Source organism: Galbibacter sp. (assembly GCF_035306585.1).
In the GTDB taxonomy this organism is placed as follows: Bacteria; Bacteroidota; Bacteroidia; order Flavobacteriales; family Flavobacteriaceae; genus Galbibacter.
The window spans coordinates 73,067-94,832 of record NZ_DATGNU010000077.1; the positions used below are offsets into that span (position 1 = coordinate 73,067).

A 21,766-nucleotide genomic window follows, 5' to 3' on the forward strand; every position below is an offset into this window, starting at 1 on the left:
TTTTGAAGGAAAATCTTAATACTGTGGATTTTGAATCAAAGTAGGTTGCCCTGTTTCATCAACGCTTAAATCGATTTGTGCTTGAGGAATAGGGTAGTATTCACTTCGACCAGGAATAAATCTACCACCTCTTACATCAGTAGTAATATTTCCCTGATACGCAAAATAATCATTGAGTGTTTGCTCTGCAATACCCCAACGAACCAGGTCAAAAAAGCGGTGACCTTCCATGGCTAGTTCTAACTTTCTTTCAAAATAAATAGCGTCTAAAGCATCCTGAGTAGAACCAAACTGAGCCGCTGTGTATTCTGATATCACATAATTTGCTGCAGTCGTTGCGGTGTCAAAACCATCCATTGGGTTATTTGGATCTCTGTACTGGTACAAGAATCCATCCGGATTTGCGGCCCTTCTACGAACCCTATTTACATACTCCATCGCAAGGGGTAGACTACCTGCCTGCGCCTCCGCTTCAGCTGCCATAAGTAACACATCTGCAAATCGAATAATATGAACATTTATAGCAGTTCCTGGAGCCCAAGAACTTTGATCTGCAAATTTATCTTGGGTAGCTTGCCAGTAGATGTTCTTCTTTGGTGAATAAGGTCCACCATATGCTTGATCCCTTACCCATGAAGCACCTGGATGATTTCCCCAATCGTGGAATGGAATCCCACGTCTACCGACAGTCCAATCTAATCGCGGATCTAAGGTACCTGTATAAGGCGTGAATGGCTCATCTGAAGTAATACCCATATCACTCTTTACTGGATCGTTGTTGTAATTATCTAAGTAAGGAAGGCCTGTTGCTGGATCCGTTTTATAGGAGTTTACAAGATCCTGTGTTGGCTGGTAGAATCCACAACATCTAAATGGACTGTTATAAGGAAAATTTAACATTCCACCTTGATTTGAGTTCGCAATAGTTCCAGTTCCGTCATTGGCTACCATCTGAATATCAAATACAGTTTCTGCATTGTTTTCCATAGCGGCATCAAAATTATCTCGAAAACGAGGTATAAGGTCATATTTTACTCCAGCAGAATTGACACCTTGATTGATCACTGTAGTAAAGATGTCCTTGGCCTCAGAAAACTTATGTTGGTAGAGGTACGTTTTACCTAAATAGGCTGCTGCAGCCCATTTATTTGCTCTTGCAAATTCACTTTGAACAGCAGGAAGATTCTCATAGGCAAATTGAAAATCAGCCTCAATCATTGGCCAGATATCTACATCGTTTGGTGTTTTTGGATCCTCGGTAGTCTCATCAATCCAAGGAACCATATTAAACATTTTTTTGAGTTCAAAATAATAATGACCTCTTAAGAATCTTGCCTCTCCAAGAATTACTGCTTTTTGAGCCTCAGGAATATCTTCGGCTTGAATACAATAAAGAATGGTGTTGTTACATCGGTTGATACCCTCATAAGTTGCTTTCCATTTTGTATTGAAAAAGCCATTAGAGGCATCTGTGGAAAATTTGGCGATAGGATCTATCGCTGGTTGATCTCCTCCAAAACTTCCTTTACTAGCAATACCTCCAGCAACCGTTCCGTAGATCCAGTTATCAGGAGAAGCCTCCCATGGGCCTCCACCACCTAAGGCAGCTCCGTTGGCTTGTCCATCTAAGGCAGCATAGGCTCCAACTAGTAGGGCGTTTACTCCAGTTTGTGTGGCTACTGGTCCCTCAGGCAGCGCCCCTGTTGTGGGTTGTTCCAAGAAACTGTCTGCACACGAGCTCAGCAGTGCTGTTAGCATTAACACTGCTACAGGTAAGCGCCATGTTTGTTTTATAAATTTCATATATTTTATATTTATCAATTTCATCTTTAGAATATTACGTTAAGTCCAAATAATAATTGTCTTTGATTTGGGTAAGCCCCCTCATCAATACCAAAGTTCACACTACCACCAGATATTTCAGGATCTAATCCAGAATAAGAAGTGAAAGTAAACGGATTTACCATCTGAGCGTAAATTCTTAGTTTAGATAGTTTTATTTTGTCTAATAAATCAGAGGAAAGAGAATATCCAAGTTGCATCTGTCGAACTCTTAAGTAAGATCCATCTTCCACAAAATATGAGTTTGGTACGTTTGCAGTACTGAAAGATCCAGTAATCTCCTGAATCGGTGCACTTGCATTGGGATTAGTAGGAGTCCAAGAATCGTATAATGCCGTATGGCTTTTTGCTCCTTGGAAAGAACTATAAAAATCCGTCCACCAACGAACATTATTCCAAATATCATTTCCTTGTGATCCATACATAAACATGCTGAAATCCCAATTTTTGTACAATAACTCAAGATTTAATCCATAAGTGAAATCTGGATTTGGATTACCTAGGAAGGTTCTATCGGCATCCGTAACACGACCATCACCGTTGACATCTCTATAACGGAATCTACCAACTGCAACATCATTTTGATACGTTGCATTCGCATTTCCAGTGGCAGCAGCAGCGGCAGCATTTGCTTGATTGATTTCATCGGTAGAGTCCCAGAAACCTTCAATTTCGTATCCAAAGAATTCACTCACCGCATGTCCTTCAGCATTGCGTATAATGGTACTACCATTAAATCGACGCCCTTCAAGATCGAAATACTGTAATTCATCAGTAATTTTGACGATTTCGTTATCGTAAGAAGTAAAGGTCAAAGTGGTGTTAAGTCTTAAATCATCTGTTAAGTTGAAAAAAGTAGAAACATCAATATCCACTCCACTATTTTTCATCTCCCCTACGTTAATATATGGAACTGTGGCAGTACCAATCGTTGCAGGGAGATTAGGGTTGTAGAGTAGGTCTTCCACTGTTTTCTTGTAATAATCCACCGTTAGTTGTACAGTATGATTAAACAAGCTAGCATCAATACCTATGTTTGAGTTGATGTTTTTCTCCCATTCGGCTTGAGGATTTCCTAAACGTGATCTAGAGAACCCTTCAGAAATACTTGAATTGGTTGCCCCAATAGCGTAATAAGAGGTCTGTTGGTTTCCTAAAAAAGTAGTGAAGGAGTTTTGAGGGTCCACATTTAACTGATTTCCCATCACACCATATCCTCCACGAATTTTAAGATTGTCTAACCAACTAGATTCTGGAAAGAAATTTTCATTCGAAATATTCCATCCCGCACTCACTGCAGGGAACCAACCATATTGGTTTTCTAGGAATCTAGAAGATCCATCCCGACGAATCGTTGCACTTAATAAATAACGGTCACTAAAATTATAATCAAGACGACCAAATACAGAGGCTAATTGATCTTGGTATTGGAAACTATAATTGGTCTGGGTGCCTGAACCAGTATCTAGATTTACATAATTTGGATCAAAGTTAAAATAATTCTGAGTGGATCCGCCAACTTCTCTACCTTTATTCTGATAGGCTTCAGTACCTAAAAGCACTGTAATATTATGCTTGTCATTAAATGAATTTTGGTACTGAACAGTATTGGTCCATGTCCAATTAAAGTTGGTAGCTGAAGCTTCGTTGTACTGATTAACGGTAATATTCTCAGCATTTTCATATTCTGGGAATTGGAAAGAGTTAAAGCTGTTGCTAAAATACTGCCCTCCAAAATTGGTTCTAAAAGTGAAATTCTTTAAAAAATCAATTTCCAAGAAAATATTACCAAACAATCGAGAAGAAACACCACGATTGTTTCGCGTACGTTCCATAATAGCCACTGGATTCTTCGCGTTACCTAAACCGCTACCAAAAGAACCTGCATAGTTGCCCATAATATCGTATACTGGGATAATAGGTTGGTTCCTAAAAGCAAACCCAATACCACTACCTTCTGTAAGCGCATCTATTTGTGGGTTATCTCGAATGGTGAAGCTTATATTTTCACCAATTCTCACATTGTCACTCACATTATAGGTAGAATTTGCACGAATACTATAACGCTTTAAATAGGTGTTTATCAAGGTTCCTTCTTGGTTATAGTAATTTAATGAAAATAAGTGGCTTCCTCGTTCACCCCCGCTGCTAATGGAGAGGTTGTGACTTTGAATACTTGCCGGGCTAAAAATTTCTTGGAACCAATTGGTCCCTTTTTTATTGGCACGTACAATACGGTAAAAGTTACCTATATCTCCAGAATTGGTATAATATGGATTTACATTATACAAGGCCTCATTCACGGAATCTGCCCCCACAGGTGCGATATAATTAGGAAGGACTGGATTAGCGCCGTTTCCATACTGTGGACTACTTGGAGCAACATCCGGATTGGTGTTACGTTGAGCCATCCAATTGAGTTCTGCCATTTCTTGAGAACCTAGAATATCCCATGGATTTCCTTTCTGTACCATTTGAACACCATAATAAGAATCATAGGTAACTTTGAGTTTACCTTTACCTTTTTTGGTGGTAATGATAATTACGCCGTTTGCAGCTCTGGATCCATAGATAGAAGCCGATGCAGCATCTTTGAGAACCTGCATGGTTTCAATATCATTAGGGTTTAGATCTTGAATTCCATCTGTTGGTATCCCATCTACTACATAAAGAGGGGTGTTGTTTCCAAAGGTGTTGGCACCACGAATTTTAACTTGTGGCGCTTCACCCGGTTGTCCGCCTCCTGTGATGGTTACCCCAGAGACTCGACCTTGTAACTGATTGGTAACGTCAGCCACGGGTTGTTGTGTTAGTTCGTCGGCATCCACTACGGAAACAGCACCAGTTAAATCCGATTTTTTCTGGGTACCATAACCAACTACTACAATTTCATCCAATGCGGTAACATCTGCTGAAAGTGTAACATTGATTTCGGTTTGCTGTCCCACCTGAACTTCTTGATTCTTATATCCAATATAAGAAAAGACGAGTGTGGAACCAGGAGCTACTGAAATGGTATAATTACCGTCGAAATCAGTAGTAGTACCATTCGAACTCCCTTTTTCAATAACATTTGCTCCTGGAATAGGAGTGCCGGTTTCTGCATCTATTACAGTACCAGTAATTTGCTGTTGGCTAGCTGTTAAATGAATTGAAACTCCCTCAGTTGCATTCATGCTCACTGTACAGAACAGCGCCAGAATCAATGGGGAAAATAGCTTGTTGAAAGTTGTTAAATAGTTTTTCACACATTTAATTTTGGTTAAACAAATAGTTAGTTAATTATGTTAATTAATTCATAATTACGTTAAAAATAGCCAAAATAATGTCGAATCATAAATAAGAAGTTCGAAATTTTATGGTATAAATATTAATATTTAGTATTAAATGTGAATTTGACAATAATTAATAAACTATAGTTGTAAAATCTACACTTATTGATTTTATACAATAGTTTGGTGCTTATTATATCCTAAAAAATTAATGCTAATACCTATGTATTGGTTATATATTTTAAAAATATAGATTTATTTTTCAAATAAGAAGGCAATATCAACCAACCAGAATGTTATAGTATTAAGTCTATATTCGATAAGGGTAAAATCGCAATGAATATTAAAATTAATCCATTAAAAAAGTTAATAATTACCACAAAATTGCCTTGGGAAGTCATAAATTTCATGGTTAAAATGGCTGGTTTTTGGGTAAATGATTTCTAAATTTTACAAAGATTTGCTCAAAAGTGCATACTACACTATCGCGAAGTGAAGAATTAGTTATATCAATAAATTTATTTTGAGTTAAACTTCCTACTTTTTGTTTTTTCTGGGTTGCTAAATAACCGCTTAAAAAAGCCGTCTCTTTTCTTTGGGTTACAATCCAGACTCTCAAGTACTTCTTTAGAGGTTGGCTTAAAACGTGCTTTGGTATACGTGCTCAATTCTGGGTCTTTATTCATTTTTTGCATCCAGCGCCCAAATATAGGAAGTGCAGCGTTGGCTCCTTGTCCCATAGCAGTAGACTTAAAACCTATTTGGTGGTTGTTTAATCCAACCCAGGTGACACTGACAAGATTAGGGGAGAGTCCTACAAACCACGCATCTTTATTATTTTGAGTGGTACCGGTCTTTCCTGCTAAATCATTGGTTAATCCATAGGTGCTCCTGAGTCGTTGTGCAGTACCTTCATTAATGGTGGTCTTCATCATCTCCAATACAGCCTCTCTTGTGGTTTGTGAAATAGCTGGTTTTTTCTCTATATCCGTGGCCTCGATGGTTTGGTCCTGATATAAAATGTCCCCATTATCGTGTTCTATTCTGGTGATAAATTTTGGAGCGGCTGGAATTCCTTGATTTAAATAAGTTGAATACGCTATGGCAAGTTCCATCACAGTTAGCTCGGCAGTACCTAGTGCTAGAGATGGAACCTCCGGTAGGGTAGAGCTAATACCCATCTTTTGTGCCTGTAATATGGTATTTTTAATTCCTGCCTTTTCTAGAACTTTGACCGCAATGGTATTGATGGATCTACTCAAGGCATACTCCATAGAATAATTGATATAATCCTCTTGTTCTTTATCAGAAGCATTCTTTGGGGTCCAGCCCTTTAAATTTTTATATTCTACCTCTTGCAATGAAAAATAAGTACATGGATCAATACCATTTTCTATAGCGGCTGTATATACAATGGGTTTAAAAGTAGAACCAATTTGTCGCTTACTTTGAATGACATGATCGTATTTAAAGTGCTCGTAGTCGATTCCACCGATCCATACCTTTAGTGCACCATCTCTAGGATCTAAAGTTACAAAACCACAGTTAAGAAGTTTCATATAATGCTGAATGCTATCAATACTACTAGCATTTTCCTTCTTCTCACCCTTCCAAGTAAAGAGTTCCATTGCTTTCTTTTTATTTAAAGAATCCATCACAGCAACTTCGTTTAGACCTTCTTTGATAAGGTTCTTATAGGCAGGTGAGTTTTTTACCTCTGCTTCAATTAATGCTTTATTGGTCAGCCAAGGTGCATTGTCACCATAACTTTCTTCAAACCGCTCTTGCAACGTGCTCAAGTGCTCCTTCATAGCCTGTTCCGCCAATTGTTGCATTTTATAATTCAGGGTAGTATGAATCTTAAGACCGTCGGTGTAAATATTAATAGTACTGTCTTGTTTTTGGTTGTAATCTCGAAGCCAATTTTTTAAATACAGTCGAACGTGCTCTCTAAAGTAAGGAGCAATCCCATCATTATAACTGTACTGCTGAAGATCTAATGTGATAGAGTCCTTGGTCAATGTGTCATACGCCGCTTGGTCTAAATATCCATAATTTTTCATTTGGCTTAACACTACATTTCGTCGTTGTAAGCTACGATCGGGAAACAGTTTTGGGTTATAATAATAGGTGGCCTTTAAAGAACCTATTAATGTTGCCCCTTGCGATATGCTTAACGCTGTGGTAGAACGATTAAAAAAATGCTTGGCGGCACTCTCTATTCCATAGGTATTGTCACTAAAAGGGACGGTATTTAAGTAATGTAACAGTATCTCTTCTTTCGAATACACCTTTTCCAGTCGCTTAGCAATGATAGATTCTCTAATCTTATGAACAATAATGCCAAATGAACCTAGGTTTTTACGAGGAAATAAATTTTTAGCTAATTGCTGGCTTATTGTACTTCCTCCGCCTGAGGAATCATCCTGAAGTAAAATAGACTTTATCAATACTCGGAAAAGACTTCGGATATCCACACCGTTGTGATCATAAAAACGGACGTCTTCTGTAGCCACCAAAGCATTTATTACATGCTTAGGAATGCTATCGTATATAATAGGTTGACGGTCATTAATATATAACTTCCCCAGTAGCTGTCCATCTTCTGATAAGATTTCTGTAGCCTGCTCTAAATTCAAATTAGAAAGTTCTTTCTTGGAAGGGATGTGACCCCAAAGTCCAAAATAGATAGAACCGTAAAAGATAAAAAGCAGGCAACAAAAACCTGCTATTGAAATCAAAATTGCCTTTTTATGTTTATTGATAAAGTGCTTTATTCTCATAATATACAAACAAACGAATTTTAAAGAATCAATTTGTTAAATTACTATACTTTTTTATACGATTCAATGCTCCTAAACTGCGGTTCGAATGCTACAAGTATTTACGAAAAAGAAACCCGTATGGTTTATACGGGTTTTAATTTTCTAGTCTTTAACCTAGATATGTTTTTAATATCTTACTTCTGGTATTGTGGCGCAACCTACGAATGCCCTTTTCTCTAATTTGCCGGACACGTTCCCTGGTTAGATCGAATACTTCGCCTATTTCCTCTAAGGTCATGGGATGCTGATTCCCAATTCCATAATTTAGACGAATTACATCTGCTTCTCTTGAGGAAAGGGTATCTAGAGCACGATTGATTTCAGTGTGAAGGGAATCGTGCATGAGGCTTTTATCTGGATTGGGTGATTCACCAGAGCGTACAACATCATAAAGATTGGATGTTTCTCCTTCTTTAAGGGGGGCATCCATGGAAAGATGTCTACCAGAATTTCGCATAGATTCTTTTACATCTTTAACGGTCATATCGAGTTCCTTAGCAATTTCTTCTGCCGAAGGAGCTCTTTCATGCTCTTGTTCTAAAAAGGAGTATGCTTTGTTTATTTTATTAATTGATCCAATTTTATTCAGCGGTAAACGTACAATTCTAGACTGTTCCGCCAGTGCTTGTAAAATGGATTGACGGATCCACCATACTGCATAAGAAATGAACTTAAATCCACGAGTTTCATCAAATCGTTTGGCAGCTTTTACCAGTCCTAAATTTCCTTCATTAATTAAATCCGGTAATTTTAATCCTTGGTTTTGATATTGTTTGGCCACAGAAACCACAAAACGTAGGTTAGCTTTGGTTAACTGCTCCAAGGCCAATTGGTCTCCAGCTTTAATTCGTTGCGCAAGTTCTACTTCTTGATCAGCAGTGATCATATCAATCTTACTGATATCTTGTAGGTATTTGTCTAGAGATTTGGATTCTCGGTTGGTAACCTGCTTGATAATCTTCAGCTGTCTCATGTATTTTTTTCTATAAATTGTTACTCAACAAGCATTAATACGTATTTTTTATTAGAAATGCAAGTAAAGCAGGGCTATAGTGTGCAGCGTTGTTAAATTTTAATCTTTTTTTAAGAGTATCGCCGAATTGTTAATTTTTATTTAAGAGTTAGATATAAAAAAGCCTGAGAATATAAATATTTTCAGGCTTATTTTATGTTCGATCTATTGGTTATTTAATTTCCAATAACTCTATGTCAAAAATTAAATCTTTTCCTGCTAAGGGATGGTTGGCATCTACAATGATACTTTCAGGCTTTACCTCCGAAACCACTAGCTGGATCTCACGCCCATCAGGTGTTCTTGAAACGAGTCCCATACCTTTTTCAGGTTGGATATCCTCTGGTAATTCTTTTCTTGGTATTTCTTGAAATAATTCATCTTGTACCTGGCCATAAGCCTGAGCAGATGGAATGTGAATCGTCTTTTTTTGATGAACCGACATGTTTAAAATTCCGTTTTCAAACCCTGGAATTAATTGTCCTTGGCCTAAAGTGAACTCTAATGGTTCTCTCTCCAGGGAACTGTCAAAAATTTGACCGTCTTCTAATTTTCCAGTGTAGTGTACTTTTACAGTGTCGTTTTCTTTTACTTGACTCATAAATTTACTTTTGTTGTTTTTTGCCTTTTACTTAAGGCTTCAATGAACTTTAAGCTGCTAAGCTAAAAGAATTATGTGGATTGACCATAGCATTTATGTTAAGGATTGTATAAACCCTTAATATTCAGGTCCAAATGGTAAATTCTTAGATTTTCGTTAATCTATGGTTATTATTTCACTATAAGGATAAAACTGACTAAATTTGCACGTTTAACCAATTACCTAACATTAAATAGGTGTATGATAGCTACGGAAGAAGAAAAAAAAGAATTATACGATTATCAAAAAGGGGCCATTGATGAAATATTCAATCGGATAGAAAATCAACCTCCAAATTACCATTTATTATATCAATTACCCACCGGTGGAGGAAAAACAGTAATTTTCTCTGAAATTGTCAGAAGGTATCTGGAACAGCACGACAAAAAAGTAGTGGTTCTTACCCATAGAATTGAACTTAGCAAACAAACCTCTAAGATGCTTAAGGGGTTTAATGTCAACAACAAAATTATTAATAGCAAGGTAAAGGACCTACCTGACCAAGACCAATACATGTGCTTTGTGGCTATGGTAGAGACCTTAAAGAATAGACTCAATGACAACAAGCTGGAAATTGATAATATTGGGTTAGTGATTATCGATGAGGCGCATTATAATTCCTTTCGAAAATTATTGTCTTATTTTAAAAATAGCTTTATTCTAGGAGTTACGGCTACCCCACTTAGTTCTAATATTAAGCTCCCTATGAAGGATAACTACAATGAACTCATTATAGGGGAGGCCATACAAACATTAATTCAAAAAGGATTTTTGGCCAAGGCTCACACGTATTCGTACGATGTGGGATTAGGGAGCTTGAAAGTGGGTATCAATGGGGACTATACGGTTAAATCCTCTGAGGCATTATATACTAATTCAGATATGCAGGAGAAGTTACTTTATGCCTATGAAGAAAAGGCAAAAGGAACTAAAACGTTGATATTTAATAATGGTATAAATACCTCTTGGTACGTGTATGAAATGTTCAGAGAGGCAGGGTACCCGGTTAGACATCTTGATAATACCCATAGTAACAAAGAGCGAAAAGATATCTTAAAATGGTTCAAGAATACTCCAGATGCCATTTTAAGCTCTGTGAGTATCCTAACCACTGGTTTTGATGAACCTTCTGTGGAGACCATCATATTAAATAGGGCGACCCGTTCGCTTACCCTATATTTTCAGATGATCGGAAGGGGATCTAGGGTTTTACCCAATAAAAACACTTTCACCGTATTGGATCTTGGTAACAATGTGGCGCGTTTTGGATTATGGAGTGAACCTGTCGACTGGCAACACATCTTTAAATATCCAGATTTTTACCTTGAAAATATCAAAGATGACGAAGAGATTGAAAGTCATTTTGTCTATGAAATGCCTAAGGAATTACGGGCCAAATTCGCCAAGAGTAAAGAGGTTACCTTTGACATTGAAACGGCCTATGATGAGATCATTAAAAAAGGTCAAAAATCAAAGACCATACTCGATAGATCCTTGGATCAACATACCCAGATGTGTGTTGTAAACAGTGAAGACGCTTATGAGGCTCGAATGCTTGCTATGGAATTAAAAGATGATATTCAGAGTAGAATAAAACGGTATTCCATGTGTATTAGTAAGAGTACTAAGAATTATAGAGATTGGTTGGCAGAGGATTATTTCCGTAAACTACGGATGAATATCGTTAAGGAATATCAATCCTAAAACTACTATTATTTCGGATGTTCATGCCGAGTGGCATGTTCATCTCATAAAAAAAAGTGCTATCTAAACAAATTGTAGAAAGCACTTTTTTTATGGTTATTTTTAAATATCTAATACTAGACAAAGGTCTTATTCACATCCGCCTGTAAATCCAGTGGCATCAAATTGCGTTTGAACTGACCCTTGATTTTCACCTTGAATCGCCTGAATGACAAGGAGGTTTTTACCACTTCTTTTTGGACTGCAGTATTCAAATAGATAGAAGCTATTTGCTTGTCCCTCCACATCTTCTGAGATTTCTTCAAAGGTATCTTCTAATTCTTCTTTATTTGCCGCATAGGCGCTTCCATTTTTCCCGATTTTATCCAGGATATTAGTTTCTATTTCAGATCCTAAACCAATGGAGAAAAAAGAGATGTTTTCATCAGCCTTTTGCACCTTGTTTATGGCATTGTCCTTGCTATAACGAGCAGCTTGATCGCTACCATCGGTAAAAATAACAACGGAGGCAGCTGCCAGGATCTCTTCTTTTTTATTCTCTTCCAAAATAGCTGTTGCCGAATCGGTGGCTTTAATTACCGCACCGTATAAATCCGTGGAAGGGTCATTACTTATATCAGTGGTAATTCCGTCAATAGCTGTAATTAATTCGGTCCTATCAGTAGTGAGAGGGTTTAATTCATGTAATTTATCCTCTCCGTCAAACCAATAGACTCCCATTTTGAATTCATCACTTGGCGTTGAGGGCATTACCTGTTCAATAAAACTAGTACTTGCCAATTTTAATTCCTCCAAACTAGTACTTAAAACACTATTGCTTAAATCTAGTATTAAAAGTGTGTTAGTATTGAAAATTTGAGATTTTGAAGAAATTCTACCATTGGATTCCGAGGCAGAAATAGGCTTATAACAGTTGTCATTTGAACCTTTTTCGAAAATTTTAAAATTATTTGCCGTTAGCCCAGCAACTGGATGATTTCCATCCTTTGTGGTTACTTTAAATAACACGGAAACCTTCCCTGGTAAAGTGGTATAGTGATCCTGAATTTTTAAAGATAATTTTTCAGCGCCAAGGCCGAGGCAGTCATCCACAATAGGTCCTGAATTAAAGTCATCATCCGAGGATCCACAACTGATCAAAAGAAACAGCATAGAGAATAAACTGAAAAATAAGTTGATACATTTCATTTGAAGTGATTTATTTGAGTTTTTACACTAACTATTTAACGATAGATGGCTACATAAAGTATGCCAGGATGCTAAAATTCTAAAAAAAGCAATTCCTCATTTGTTATGTTTTATCACTTACAATGGTACGAAAGGTGAGGTTTATACGCGGGTGATGTACTTTTTTAGTTGGAGGAAGTCTATGGAGCCAATGTTGTTGGGTTTCGCCTTTCATGATTAAAAGACTCCCAGGGGGTAGGTATAGGGATCGTGTTTCTTTCGAGGTTTTGTGTTTGAATGCAAACTTACGCTGGGCACCAAAACTAAGCGAGGCGATAGCACCATTTTTCTTTAAATCTTTTTCGGCATCACTGTGCCAGGCCATCCCTTGACTACCATCAAAATACAGGTTTAAAAGGCAAGAATTGAAACGTTCTCCAGAGGTTAGCTCTACTAAAGATTTTAATTCTAATAGTTCTTCGCTCCAGGGTAGTGCGGTTTTAGTGGTGTTGGAATAGGAATAAGGAAAGTTGTGATCTCCGTACCAGGCAACCTTTCTTTTTGTAATTATAAGTTTGCCGAATATTTTAGCTTGATCATTTTGCCATGCTACAGTATCTAATAATACCTGAAAATAATGTTGTGCTTTTCCAGGATCCATAATCGATCCATAATAGTTAACCGTGCCCTGATAGGGTAGCAAGTTTTCACTAGGGTCGTTTAACTGGCTAAATAGATTCATATCTGATGCTCTTTCTTATGGGTAAAGGTAGGAATAATTATGCTTGTTTATAGGCAATAATTCGCTTTAGTTATGGATAATAAAGGGTGTAAAACCACCGATTTATTACATTATTTCGCTTTAATTGCGTTCCTTTGCAGACTGTTTAATAACATGGACGCTATGATACGTATCGGTGAATATAATACTCTAGAAATTTTACGAGAAACCTCGGTTGGCATCTTCCTAGGAGATGATGCTGGGAATGATGTTTTGCTACCCAATAAATACGTTCCCAAGGAATTTGAAGTTGGGCAGAGCATTACAGTTTTCTGTTATCTTGATCATCAGGAGCGTCCTGTAGCCACTACACTTAAGCCGAAGGTGGTTAAAGGAGAATTTGCGCTTTTAAAAGTGGTAGAGGTGACTAATATTGGTGCGTTTTTAGACTGGGGACTGGAGAAACATCTCTTTGTACCCTTTCGCGAACAAGCCCGTAAAATGGAGCAAGGGAAATGGTACTTGGTCTATGTCTATGAAGACAAGGAAACCCATCGTTTGGTGGCCTCTAGTAAAACAAATCAGTTTGTTTCCAATGAACATGTCGATCTTTCCTTTAACGACCAGGTCCAAATCATCGTCTCTAGATTTACAGAGCTAGGGGTAGAGGTGATTATAAATAACCAATACAAAGGCCTAATCTATAACGATGAAATTTTCGAACCTCTAAAATTAGGAAGTGTCCACCAAGGGTATATCAAAAAGGTTCGAGAGGATCAAAAAATAGACGTAAGTTTACAACCTCAAGGTTATAAAGCCATAGAGCCTGCCTCACAAAAGATACTTGATCAATTAAAGGCAAACAACGGATTCCTTGCCTTGGGGGATAAAAGTGATCCTACGCTCATTAAACAAACTTTGAATCTGAGTAAAAAAAGTTTTAAAAAGGCTATTGGAGCACTGTACAAGGAAAAATTAATAACTATAGACACCGATGGTATACGTCTGAAATAGATCGGAGTGTCAATGTAAAATTACGATCAACATCCAATTTTTAGGGATTCAAGTCAAAATCTTGCCTATAAAGTTAGTTTTAAATCGTATATCTTCATATTTTTGGTAAAAATAAAAAACCAATGAATAAGCCTCGCTGGGAAACCGTAAGGGAGTTTGAAGATATAACTTATATGAAATGCAATGGGGTAGCCCGTATTGCGTTTAACAGACCAAATGTAAGGAATGCTTTCAGGCCTAAAACTACAAGTGAACTGTATCAAGCATTCTACGATGCACAAGAAGATGTCACCATTGGAGTGGTGCTTCTTTCTGGAGAAGGGCCATCGACAAAGGATGGTGTGTATTCATTCTGTAGTGGTGGGGATCAGAAGGCTCGTGGTGATCAAGGTTATGTTGGGGAAGATGGTTACCATCGTTTAAATATTCTAGAAGTCCAACGTCTCATTCGGTTTATGCCTAAGGTGGTTATTGCCGTAGTTCCTGGTTGGGCTGTTGGAGGAGGACATAGTTTGCATGTGGTGTGTGATTTGACCCTCGCCAGTAAGGAACATGCCATATTCAAGCAGACTGACGCTGACGTTACTAGCTTTGACGGCGGTTACGGCTCTGCCTACTTGGCCAAAATGGTCGGCCAGAAAAAAGCTCGAGAAATATTCTTCCTTGGAAGAAACTACAGTGCTCAGGAAGCTTTTGAAATGGGTATGGTCAATGCGGTGGTTCCCCATCAGGAGCTTGAAGATACCGCCTATCAATGGGCTCAGGAAATATTGGAGAAATCTCCAACCTCCATAAAAATGTTGAAATTTGCAATGAATCTAACCGATGATGGAATGGTTGGGCAACAAGTATTTGCAGGGGAGGCGACGCGCCTTGCTTATATGACAGAAGAGGCCAAAGAAGGGAGAAATGCATTTTTAGAAAAAAGAAAGCCCGATTTTAAAGGGATCAAATGGATTCCTTAAAAGTATCTAGTAGAATTAAATCTGTTCGATCATGCCTTATATTGACGAAAATCATTTAGTTAGCTTACATAAAACTATTGAGACAAAAGAAATACAAGAGCAGCGACTATTGAAGGAATTAAAAAAACAACGTGTAGAAAAGGATAAACTGTATCGGTCACGCAATATTTTAAGATTCGTTTCAATTTGCTTGCTGGTTGTCTTAGTACTTGGTGTAGCATTATATTTTATAAAACCATCATTTTATATTAATGAACGGGTATTAGAATCTCAAAACAAAATGCTTATTGAGAAAAGCGAATTGGATCAGTATAAGAACACCATTGCACTTTTAAAGCAACAATCGGATCATTCATCACAAATATCACCCAACCCTGAGGTTACCTTAACGGACACTACACTTACATATGCGGTCCAAGTGGCAGCTTTTGAGCATAAAGAAATTTCTTTGTACTCTAGTGACTTAAAAAATATCAACCATTATAAAGATAAGAATTTTAACAAATACGCTCTTGGTAATTTCACCAATTTGGAAGATGCTAACTTGTTTCGAAAAGAAATGGTAGCCCTGGGTTTTAAAGATGTCTTTGTGGCTTCTTATAAAAATGGTAAACGCATTAAAATTGAAGAAGCCTTTTAAAAATTGAATGACAAAACTTAAAACGCTCATAGAGGCTGCACGTCCTAGAACGCTGCCCTTATCGGTATCTGGTATCATAGTAGGTTCCGCTATCGCTTTCGCTGAAGGTTTTTTTAATCCTTATATTTTAATATTATCCCTTATTACCACTATCGGTCTTCAAATCTTATCCAATTTTGCCAATGATTATGGCGATGGGGTGAAGGGAACCGATAATGCGGATCGCGTGGGACCTATTCGTGCATTACAAAGTGGTATTATCTCTGCCAAAGAGATGCTTTCGGCTATGATTGTTACAACAATATTTACTCTGATAGTGGCTATTACCTTGATCTACATCTCTTTTGGTAGTGAGCAAATATTATTCTCTTTATTGTTTTTCGTTCTTGGCCTATTTGCTGTGGCTGCTGCTATTAAATACACCGTAGGTAATTCTGCCTACGGATATCATGGTTATGGAGATCTTTTTGTATTTATTTTCTTTGGACTGGTCAGTGTGATTGGTTCTTATTTTTTGTATACTAAGAAATTAGAATGGGACGTTATTCTACCTGCGATATCGGTTGGATTGCTAAGTGTAGGAGTCTTGAATCTAAATAATATGAGGGATTTCCAAAGCGACGCCAAGTCTAACAAAAATACTATGGTGGTAAAACTCGGGATCACCAAAGCGAAAAGATACCATAGCTTAATTCTAACGGTAGCACTCATCGCAGCAATGCTATTTTTACTTTTGAACTATCAGCAGTGGACTAATACCATTTTTATAATTTCCTTTATACCAATTATTTTGCATTTAAAAAGGGTTCGTTCTATTAGACAAGAACAACTTTTAGATCCCGAATTGAAAAAATTATCCTTATCAACGTTTTTATTTGCAGTACTTTTTCTGTTAAGTTATAATAATTTTTTGTAGTTTTAAATCGTAATTAACAGCATTTATTTTGAACCAACTTATTAAGATTCTTATCCTTGAGGATAATGTGATCATAGCCGACGATATGCAATCTATGCTCGAAGATATCGGTTATGAAATCGTTGCTAATGTCGTTGACTTTGAGAGCGCTACAAAAGCGCTTAAAGAAAACCAAGTTGATCTTGCGTTGGTGGACATCGTTCTAGCAACAGACAAAACTGGAATAGACTTTGGAAAACACATAAGGGATAATTACAACATCCCGTTTATTTTTGTGACTTCTAATTCAGACAAAGCTACTGTGGAAAACGCAAAAAGTGTTCACCCGAGTGGATATCTAGTAAAACCTTTTGAACAACAAGACCTATTTACCTCTATTGAAATCGCACTTTCCAATTTTAATGAAGAATCCAGTAGGGCAGTGCAGACGGACAATGATGGTGAAGAGGAAACTAAGCATTTGTCAAGTTCCGTACTAAGAAATTCAATTTTTGTTAAGAAGAATCAACATTACTACCGGATCCCCTTCGACGATATTCAGTATGTGAAAGCGGATAATGTTTATTTAGAGGTTTACACGGCTGATAAAAACTTTCTGGTGCGATCCGCCTTAAAGGATTATTTGGAAAAACTTCCTTCAGAACAATTTTACCGTGCTCACAAATCCTATATTGTAAATATCGATCACATAGAGGCTATCAATACAAAGGATATAATGATCAATGGTAAAAACATCCCGATCTCCAAGGAATTTAGGGAATTTATACTTTCAAATATGAACTCATAGTTCGGCTAAAACACGTTAAAACCACAGTTTTTTAAGAATTAACAACAGTATTTAAGTGGTTGTCAACATATGTTTTATACTATATTATAATACTCCTATATTTGAAAAGTAGTTAGTGTTTATGATAATTAATTTTCCCCTAACAAATACCTTTTATCAATATCCCCCACACTAGCTGACAAATTAACAACCTAATTTAATAATAGGTAACAAAAGAGTTTTGGAGATTCCAAAGCTCTTTTGACTTTTAAATGGATGTTTGTTTTTTAATTTCGGAAGGAGGCATGACTTATTTTATACCACACAAAAGTATTCTTATACAACAAAAATTTAATTAATTAAATTTATTGAAGTAAGTTTAACCGCTGTTAAGATGTTATTTATATAATAATAACCCTTGAACGATGAATTATTATATAGTGATTAAAGCCTAAATGTAACATTTAGGCTTTTTTAAAGAAACATTTAAGTAAGTAATTTGCATAAAGACTATTGGGAAAGCTCATTAAAATATCTGTTTATTTCCTTTTTATTTTCGGAACATCTTTAAATGTTGTTGCTCAAAATTATGATCCTATTGAAGACCCTTTAGAGGTATTCATGGAAATGAAGGATGCTGACCAACGGGTAAATTACTTTTTTGAAACCAAAAGACGCTATTCGGTTAGTTCAGCTTATAGTTGGTTGGATTCTATTAATGAGCCCCTTATAACTGCAGAGAAAAGAAATGATTCCGTAGCTGTTTTTAAATATAAATTAATGCTCTCTGAGCTGTATTACGATGTAGGTAATTATGATAAAGGAGCTCTTATTGGAGAGGAGCTTTTGCACAAACTCAAAAAGCTGGATCGTCCTATAAAGGTCTATTTGCTTTATACCCTAGATAAAATATACAAAGAACTTCAGTTACACGATAAGCAGTTGGAGATTCGTCGACAACTCAAAGGGTTAGGGGAGAAAGTTGTACTTTATGACATTTATGCTGAATTAGGACTTTATCGGCAAGCAATGATGGAATATACCATTGCCAATAAATCCAAACTAGGAAATGGAGAAGATAAATTTTACAAGGCTGAATATTACAATAATCTTGGAACCTACTTATTGAAGGACGGATCTATTTATACTGCGCTAAAGGATATTGAGATTGCCCACCAGAGTATTATGGACTATCTTAATAATGAAAGCTTGATCAGTTCAGAAGATTTTAATGAAGCGATATACCTAAAAGGACAAATTGAAAGTAACTTAGGAAAGTGTAAAATGTTCCAAAATAAATTTGATGAAGCTATTCCTTACCTAGAGGCCGGGGTTTCCTCAAGTCGAGTTTATGATAAGGGAAGGTATTCAAAATCCACCGTTAATTTATGGGGTAATTTGGCGGAATGTTATATGGAGATCAACAATCTTGACATGGCCAAATCCTATCTCGATAGCATTGTTACCACCCAAAAGTTGGTTAAATCAACCACCGTAAATTACAACCGATTAAGGGCAAACCTTTACCTTAGAGATAGTGCACTGGATTCTGCATCCATCTTTTTCAATCGTTATGTAAAATTGAAAGATTCTTTAGACTATAGTAGTAGAAAAAAACAACTATTGAGTTTGCTGGTCCAGTTTGACTTAAATAATCAAAAAGAGACCATAGAGCGTCAACGTTTGAATTTAGAGAAAAATAAAACTGAGATTCTAGAGAGAGAAAAAGCCATTTACCTTAGCGTATCAGCGCTTATTCTATGTTTTATCTGTGTAATTGGTTTAGTGGTAGCTTATTTAAAAAGTTTGAAAAATAAGCGCTTGATAGAGAATCAAAAACAAATTATCGAAAATTCACTGATCGAAAAGGATTCATTATTAAAGGAGATACACCACCGGGTTAAAAACAATCTACAGGTGGTCTCGAGTTTGCTTAGTATACAAACTAAAAATACGCGAAGCAAATCAGCCATTAATGCGCTAGAGGAAGGAAAGAGTAGGGTAAAAGCAATGGCATTAATCCATCAAAAACTCTATCAAAATGAAGATCTTTCTGTTATCAAGATGCAAGAGTATATTGAATCCTTATCGGCTAGTATTCAGTCGGTCTACAAAAAGGGTGGCTTTCGAATAAATATACATATTGATGCGCATAGCGCTGCCTTAGATGTAGATAGAGCTATCCCAATCGGGCTTATTTTAAATGAACTCATATCCAATTCGTTTAAGTATGCTTTTGAAGGCGAGAAAACTGGAAATATCTTCATACAACTAAAGGAAGAAAATGGGCATTTATTATTTGATTATAAGGATGATGGGATCGGTTTACCCCCAGGATTTGATGTCGATTCTTCGGGATCTATGGGACTTAATCTTATTAGGAGATTAGCTAACCAATTGCGTTCTATTCTAAATGTGGATACAGATGTTAATGGTGTTCACTTTTGGTTTGTTTTCAAATAAGAAATCATTTTAGTACTTTTTAGTTTAATTGTTTAAATTTAACCTTTGAACCTTGATTCGAAGTGCAGTATTATCTTAAGCAAAATCAACAATTATGAAAATTACATTCTACGGACACGCTTGCCTTGGAATTCAGATAGAGGAAATCAACCTATTAATAGATCCATTTATATCAGGTAACGAAAAAGCTTCTCATATTGATGTAGAATCAATCAAAGCAGACTATATTCTAATAACGCACGCACATGGGGACCATACCTTGGATGTGGAGTCAATCGCTAAAAGAACAGGTGCAGTGATTATTTCCAATGCAGAAATTGCAGATTATTATAGTGGTAAAGGTTTCGATACCCATCCTATGAATCACGGCGGGAGTTGGGATTTTGAGTTTGGGGTACTTAGATATGTCAATGCCATACACTCCTCGTCATTTGCTGATGGAACCTATGGAGGGCAACCTGGAGGATTTGTACTTGAAGGGGAACGTAAAAATATTTATATAGCGGGCGATACGGCGCTGACCATGGATATGAAACTTATTCCACTTCGAACCAACTTGGATTTGGCCGTGCTGCCAATTGGAGATAATTTCACCATGGGAATCGAGGATGCCATTGTTGCTTCTGACTTTGTATCATGTGATAAGATCCTGGGATATCATTACGATACCTTTGGTTATATTGAGATTGATCACGAGGAAGCTAAAAAGAAATTTTATGAGGCTCAAAAGGATTTGATGCTACTCAGCATTGGTGAAAGCATCGAAATATAAATGGAGGCATATTACAGCAAACACATATTAAAATTTAACAAGCCCAGTGGAACCTCTAGAGGGGTATTAAGACAAAAAGAAACCTGGTTTATCATCATTCAAGACAAAGATAAGGTTGGGATAGGTGAATGTGGCTTATTACCAGGACTGAGCATAGATGATCAACCTGATTATGAATCCAAACTACAATGGACCTGTGATCATATTGATTTAGGATTTGAAACGCTCTGGGAGCGTCTTATAGCATACCCTTCTATTCAAAGTGGACTTGAACAAGCCTTTATTTCCCTTTCAAATGAGAATCGCTTTGAATTGTTTCCTTCCGAATTTACACAAGCAAATACTGGTATTGCCATCAATGGACTTATTTGGATGGGAAGTGAGGAATTTATGTCGCGTCAGATTCAACAGAAAATTAAACAGGGTTTTGGTTGTATAAAAATGAAAATCGGAGCCATTGATTTTGCCACTGAATTAAAGCTTTTAACTGCAATTCGCAAAGAATTTAGCGCTAGTGATATCGAGCTTCGAGTGGATGCTAATGGAGCCTTTAGCATATCGGATGCCTTGCCAAAACTAGAGCAACTGGCTACTTTAGATATACATTCCATAGAACAGCCTATAAGACAAGGCCAATGGGATAAAATGGCTGAACTTTGTAGCAAAACACCTATACCAATTGCTTTAGATGAGGAGCTCATAGGTATATTTGAACTAGCAGAAAAGGAAAAGTTACTTCAGCAGATTCAACCACAATATCTTATTTTTAAACCAAGTTTAATAGGAGGTTTTAAAGGGACAAAACAATGGATTGATCTTTGCCAAAAGTACTCCATTAATTGGTGGGTTACCTCGGCCTTAGAGAGTAATGTCGGACTAAACGCAATTGCTCAATGGACATATACTTTAAACAATCCCATGCCACAGGGGCTTGGGACTGGAGGTTTATATACAAATAATATTGATTCCCCGTTAGAGGTCATAGGAGAAAAACTATATTACAACAACAGGGGTAAATGGGATACTAAATACCTAAAATTCAAATAA

The 21,766-nt window shown here is 36.8% G+C and carries 16 protein-coding genes; 9 read left to right on the forward strand and 7 right to left on the reverse strand.

Going from position 1 to position 21,766, the window contains the following annotated elements; all coding sequences use genetic code 11:
• Nucleotides 1-15 precede the first annotated feature (15 nt).
• From VKY50_RS07945 to VKY50_RS07965, 5 genes are all read right to left on the reverse strand, one after another.
• The gene (locus VKY50_RS07945; protein ID WP_324300628.1) at nucleotides 16-1,803 is read right to left on the reverse strand and encodes a RagB/SusD family nutrient uptake outer membrane protein; all 1,788 of its coding nucleotides are present in this window, start codon (nucleotides 1,801-1,803) and stop codon (nucleotides 16-18) included.
• 26 nt (nucleotides 1,804-1,829) lie between these two features.
• Complete coding sequence (locus VKY50_RS07950) at nucleotides 1,830-5,090, reverse strand: SusC/RagA family TonB-linked outer membrane protein (RefSeq protein WP_324300630.1); 3,261 nt, start codon at nucleotides 5,088-5,090, stop codon at nucleotides 1,830-1,832.
• Nucleotides 5,091-5,632: 542 nt separating this feature from the next.
• Entirely contained in the window at nucleotides 5,633-7,855 is a 2,223-nt protein-coding gene (locus VKY50_RS07955; RefSeq protein WP_324300632.1) for a transglycosylase domain-containing protein, read from the reverse strand.
• Nucleotides 7,856-8,048: 193 nt separating this feature from the next.
• Nucleotides 8,049-8,912 carry a sigma-70 family RNA polymerase sigma factor gene (locus VKY50_RS07960; RefSeq protein WP_324300634.1) on the reverse strand — a complete coding sequence of 288 codons (864 nt, stop codon included), beginning with the start codon at nucleotides 8,910-8,912 and terminating at the stop codon, nucleotides 8,049-8,051.
• A gap of 211 nt (nucleotides 8,913-9,123) precedes the next feature.
• The gene (locus VKY50_RS07965) at nucleotides 9,124-9,552 is read right to left on the reverse strand and encodes an FKBP-type peptidyl-prolyl cis-trans isomerase (RefSeq protein WP_324300636.1); all 429 of its coding nucleotides are present in this window, start codon (nucleotides 9,550-9,552) and stop codon (nucleotides 9,124-9,126) included.
• Between the two features lie 240 nt (nucleotides 9,553-9,792).
• Here VKY50_RS07965 and VKY50_RS07970 point away from each other — a divergent pair, with 240 nt between their 5' ends.
• The gene (locus tag VKY50_RS07970; RefSeq protein WP_324300638.1) at nucleotides 9,793-11,295 is read left to right on the forward strand and encodes a DEAD/DEAH box helicase; all 1,503 of its coding nucleotides are present in this window, start codon (nucleotides 9,793-9,795) and stop codon (nucleotides 11,293-11,295) included.
• A gap of 129 nt (nucleotides 11,296-11,424) precedes the next feature.
• Here VKY50_RS07970 and VKY50_RS07975 read toward each other — a convergent pair whose 3' ends face one another.
• Both VKY50_RS07975 and VKY50_RS07980 read right to left on the reverse strand, forming a co-directional pair.
• Complete coding sequence (locus VKY50_RS07975; protein ID WP_324300640.1) at nucleotides 11,425-12,483, reverse strand: vWA domain-containing protein; 1,059 nt, start codon at nucleotides 12,481-12,483, stop codon at nucleotides 11,425-11,427.
• Between the two features lie 103 nt (nucleotides 12,484-12,586).
• Nucleotides 12,587-13,204 carry an alpha-ketoglutarate-dependent dioxygenase AlkB family protein gene (locus VKY50_RS07980; protein WP_324300642.1) on the reverse strand — a complete coding sequence of 206 codons (618 nt, stop codon included), beginning with the start codon at nucleotides 13,202-13,204 and terminating at the stop codon, nucleotides 12,587-12,589.
• 162 nt (nucleotides 13,205-13,366) lie between these two features.
• On the opposite strand from VKY50_RS07980, the gene VKY50_RS07985 reads away from it, so the two are divergent.
• From VKY50_RS07985 to VKY50_RS08020, 8 genes are all read left to right on the forward strand, one after another.
• The gene (locus tag VKY50_RS07985; RefSeq protein ID WP_324300693.1) at nucleotides 13,367-14,197 is read left to right on the forward strand and encodes a CvfB family protein; all 831 of its coding nucleotides are present in this window, start codon (nucleotides 13,367-13,369) and stop codon (nucleotides 14,195-14,197) included.
• A gap of 122 nt (nucleotides 14,198-14,319) precedes the next feature.
• Nucleotides 14,320-15,162 (forward strand): 1,4-dihydroxy-2-naphthoyl-CoA synthase, encoded by an 843-nt coding sequence (locus VKY50_RS07990; protein ID WP_324300644.1) that lies wholly within the window; start codon nucleotides 14,320-14,322, stop codon nucleotides 15,160-15,162.
• Between the two features lie 31 nt (nucleotides 15,163-15,193).
• Nucleotides 15,194-15,802, forward strand: coding sequence for an SPOR domain-containing protein (locus VKY50_RS07995; RefSeq protein ID WP_324300646.1), 609 nt, complete (start codon nucleotides 15,194-15,196; stop codon nucleotides 15,800-15,802).
• A 7-nt stretch (nucleotides 15,803-15,809) separates the two neighbouring features.
• The gene (menA, locus tag VKY50_RS08000; protein WP_324300648.1) at nucleotides 15,810-16,718 is read left to right on the forward strand and encodes a 1,4-dihydroxy-2-naphthoate octaprenyltransferase; all 909 of its coding nucleotides are present in this window, start codon (nucleotides 15,810-15,812) and stop codon (nucleotides 16,716-16,718) included.
• A 28-nt stretch (nucleotides 16,719-16,746) separates the two neighbouring features.
• A complete protein-coding gene (locus VKY50_RS08005; RefSeq protein WP_324300650.1) occupies nucleotides 16,747-17,505 on the forward strand; it encodes a LytR/AlgR family response regulator transcription factor in 759 nt (252 codons plus the stop codon).
• A 492-nt stretch (nucleotides 17,506-17,997) separates the two neighbouring features.
• A complete protein-coding gene (locus VKY50_RS08010) occupies nucleotides 17,998-19,947 on the forward strand; it encodes a tetratricopeptide repeat-containing sensor histidine kinase (protein ID WP_324300653.1) in 1,950 nt (649 codons plus the stop codon).
• Nucleotides 19,948-20,041: 94 nt separating this feature from the next.
• A complete protein-coding gene (locus VKY50_RS08015; RefSeq protein ID WP_324300655.1) occupies nucleotides 20,042-20,719 on the forward strand; it encodes a metal-dependent hydrolase in 678 nt (225 codons plus the stop codon).
• A complete protein-coding gene (locus VKY50_RS08020) occupies nucleotides 20,720-21,766 on the forward strand; it encodes an o-succinylbenzoate synthase (RefSeq protein WP_324300657.1) in 1,047 nt (348 codons plus the stop codon).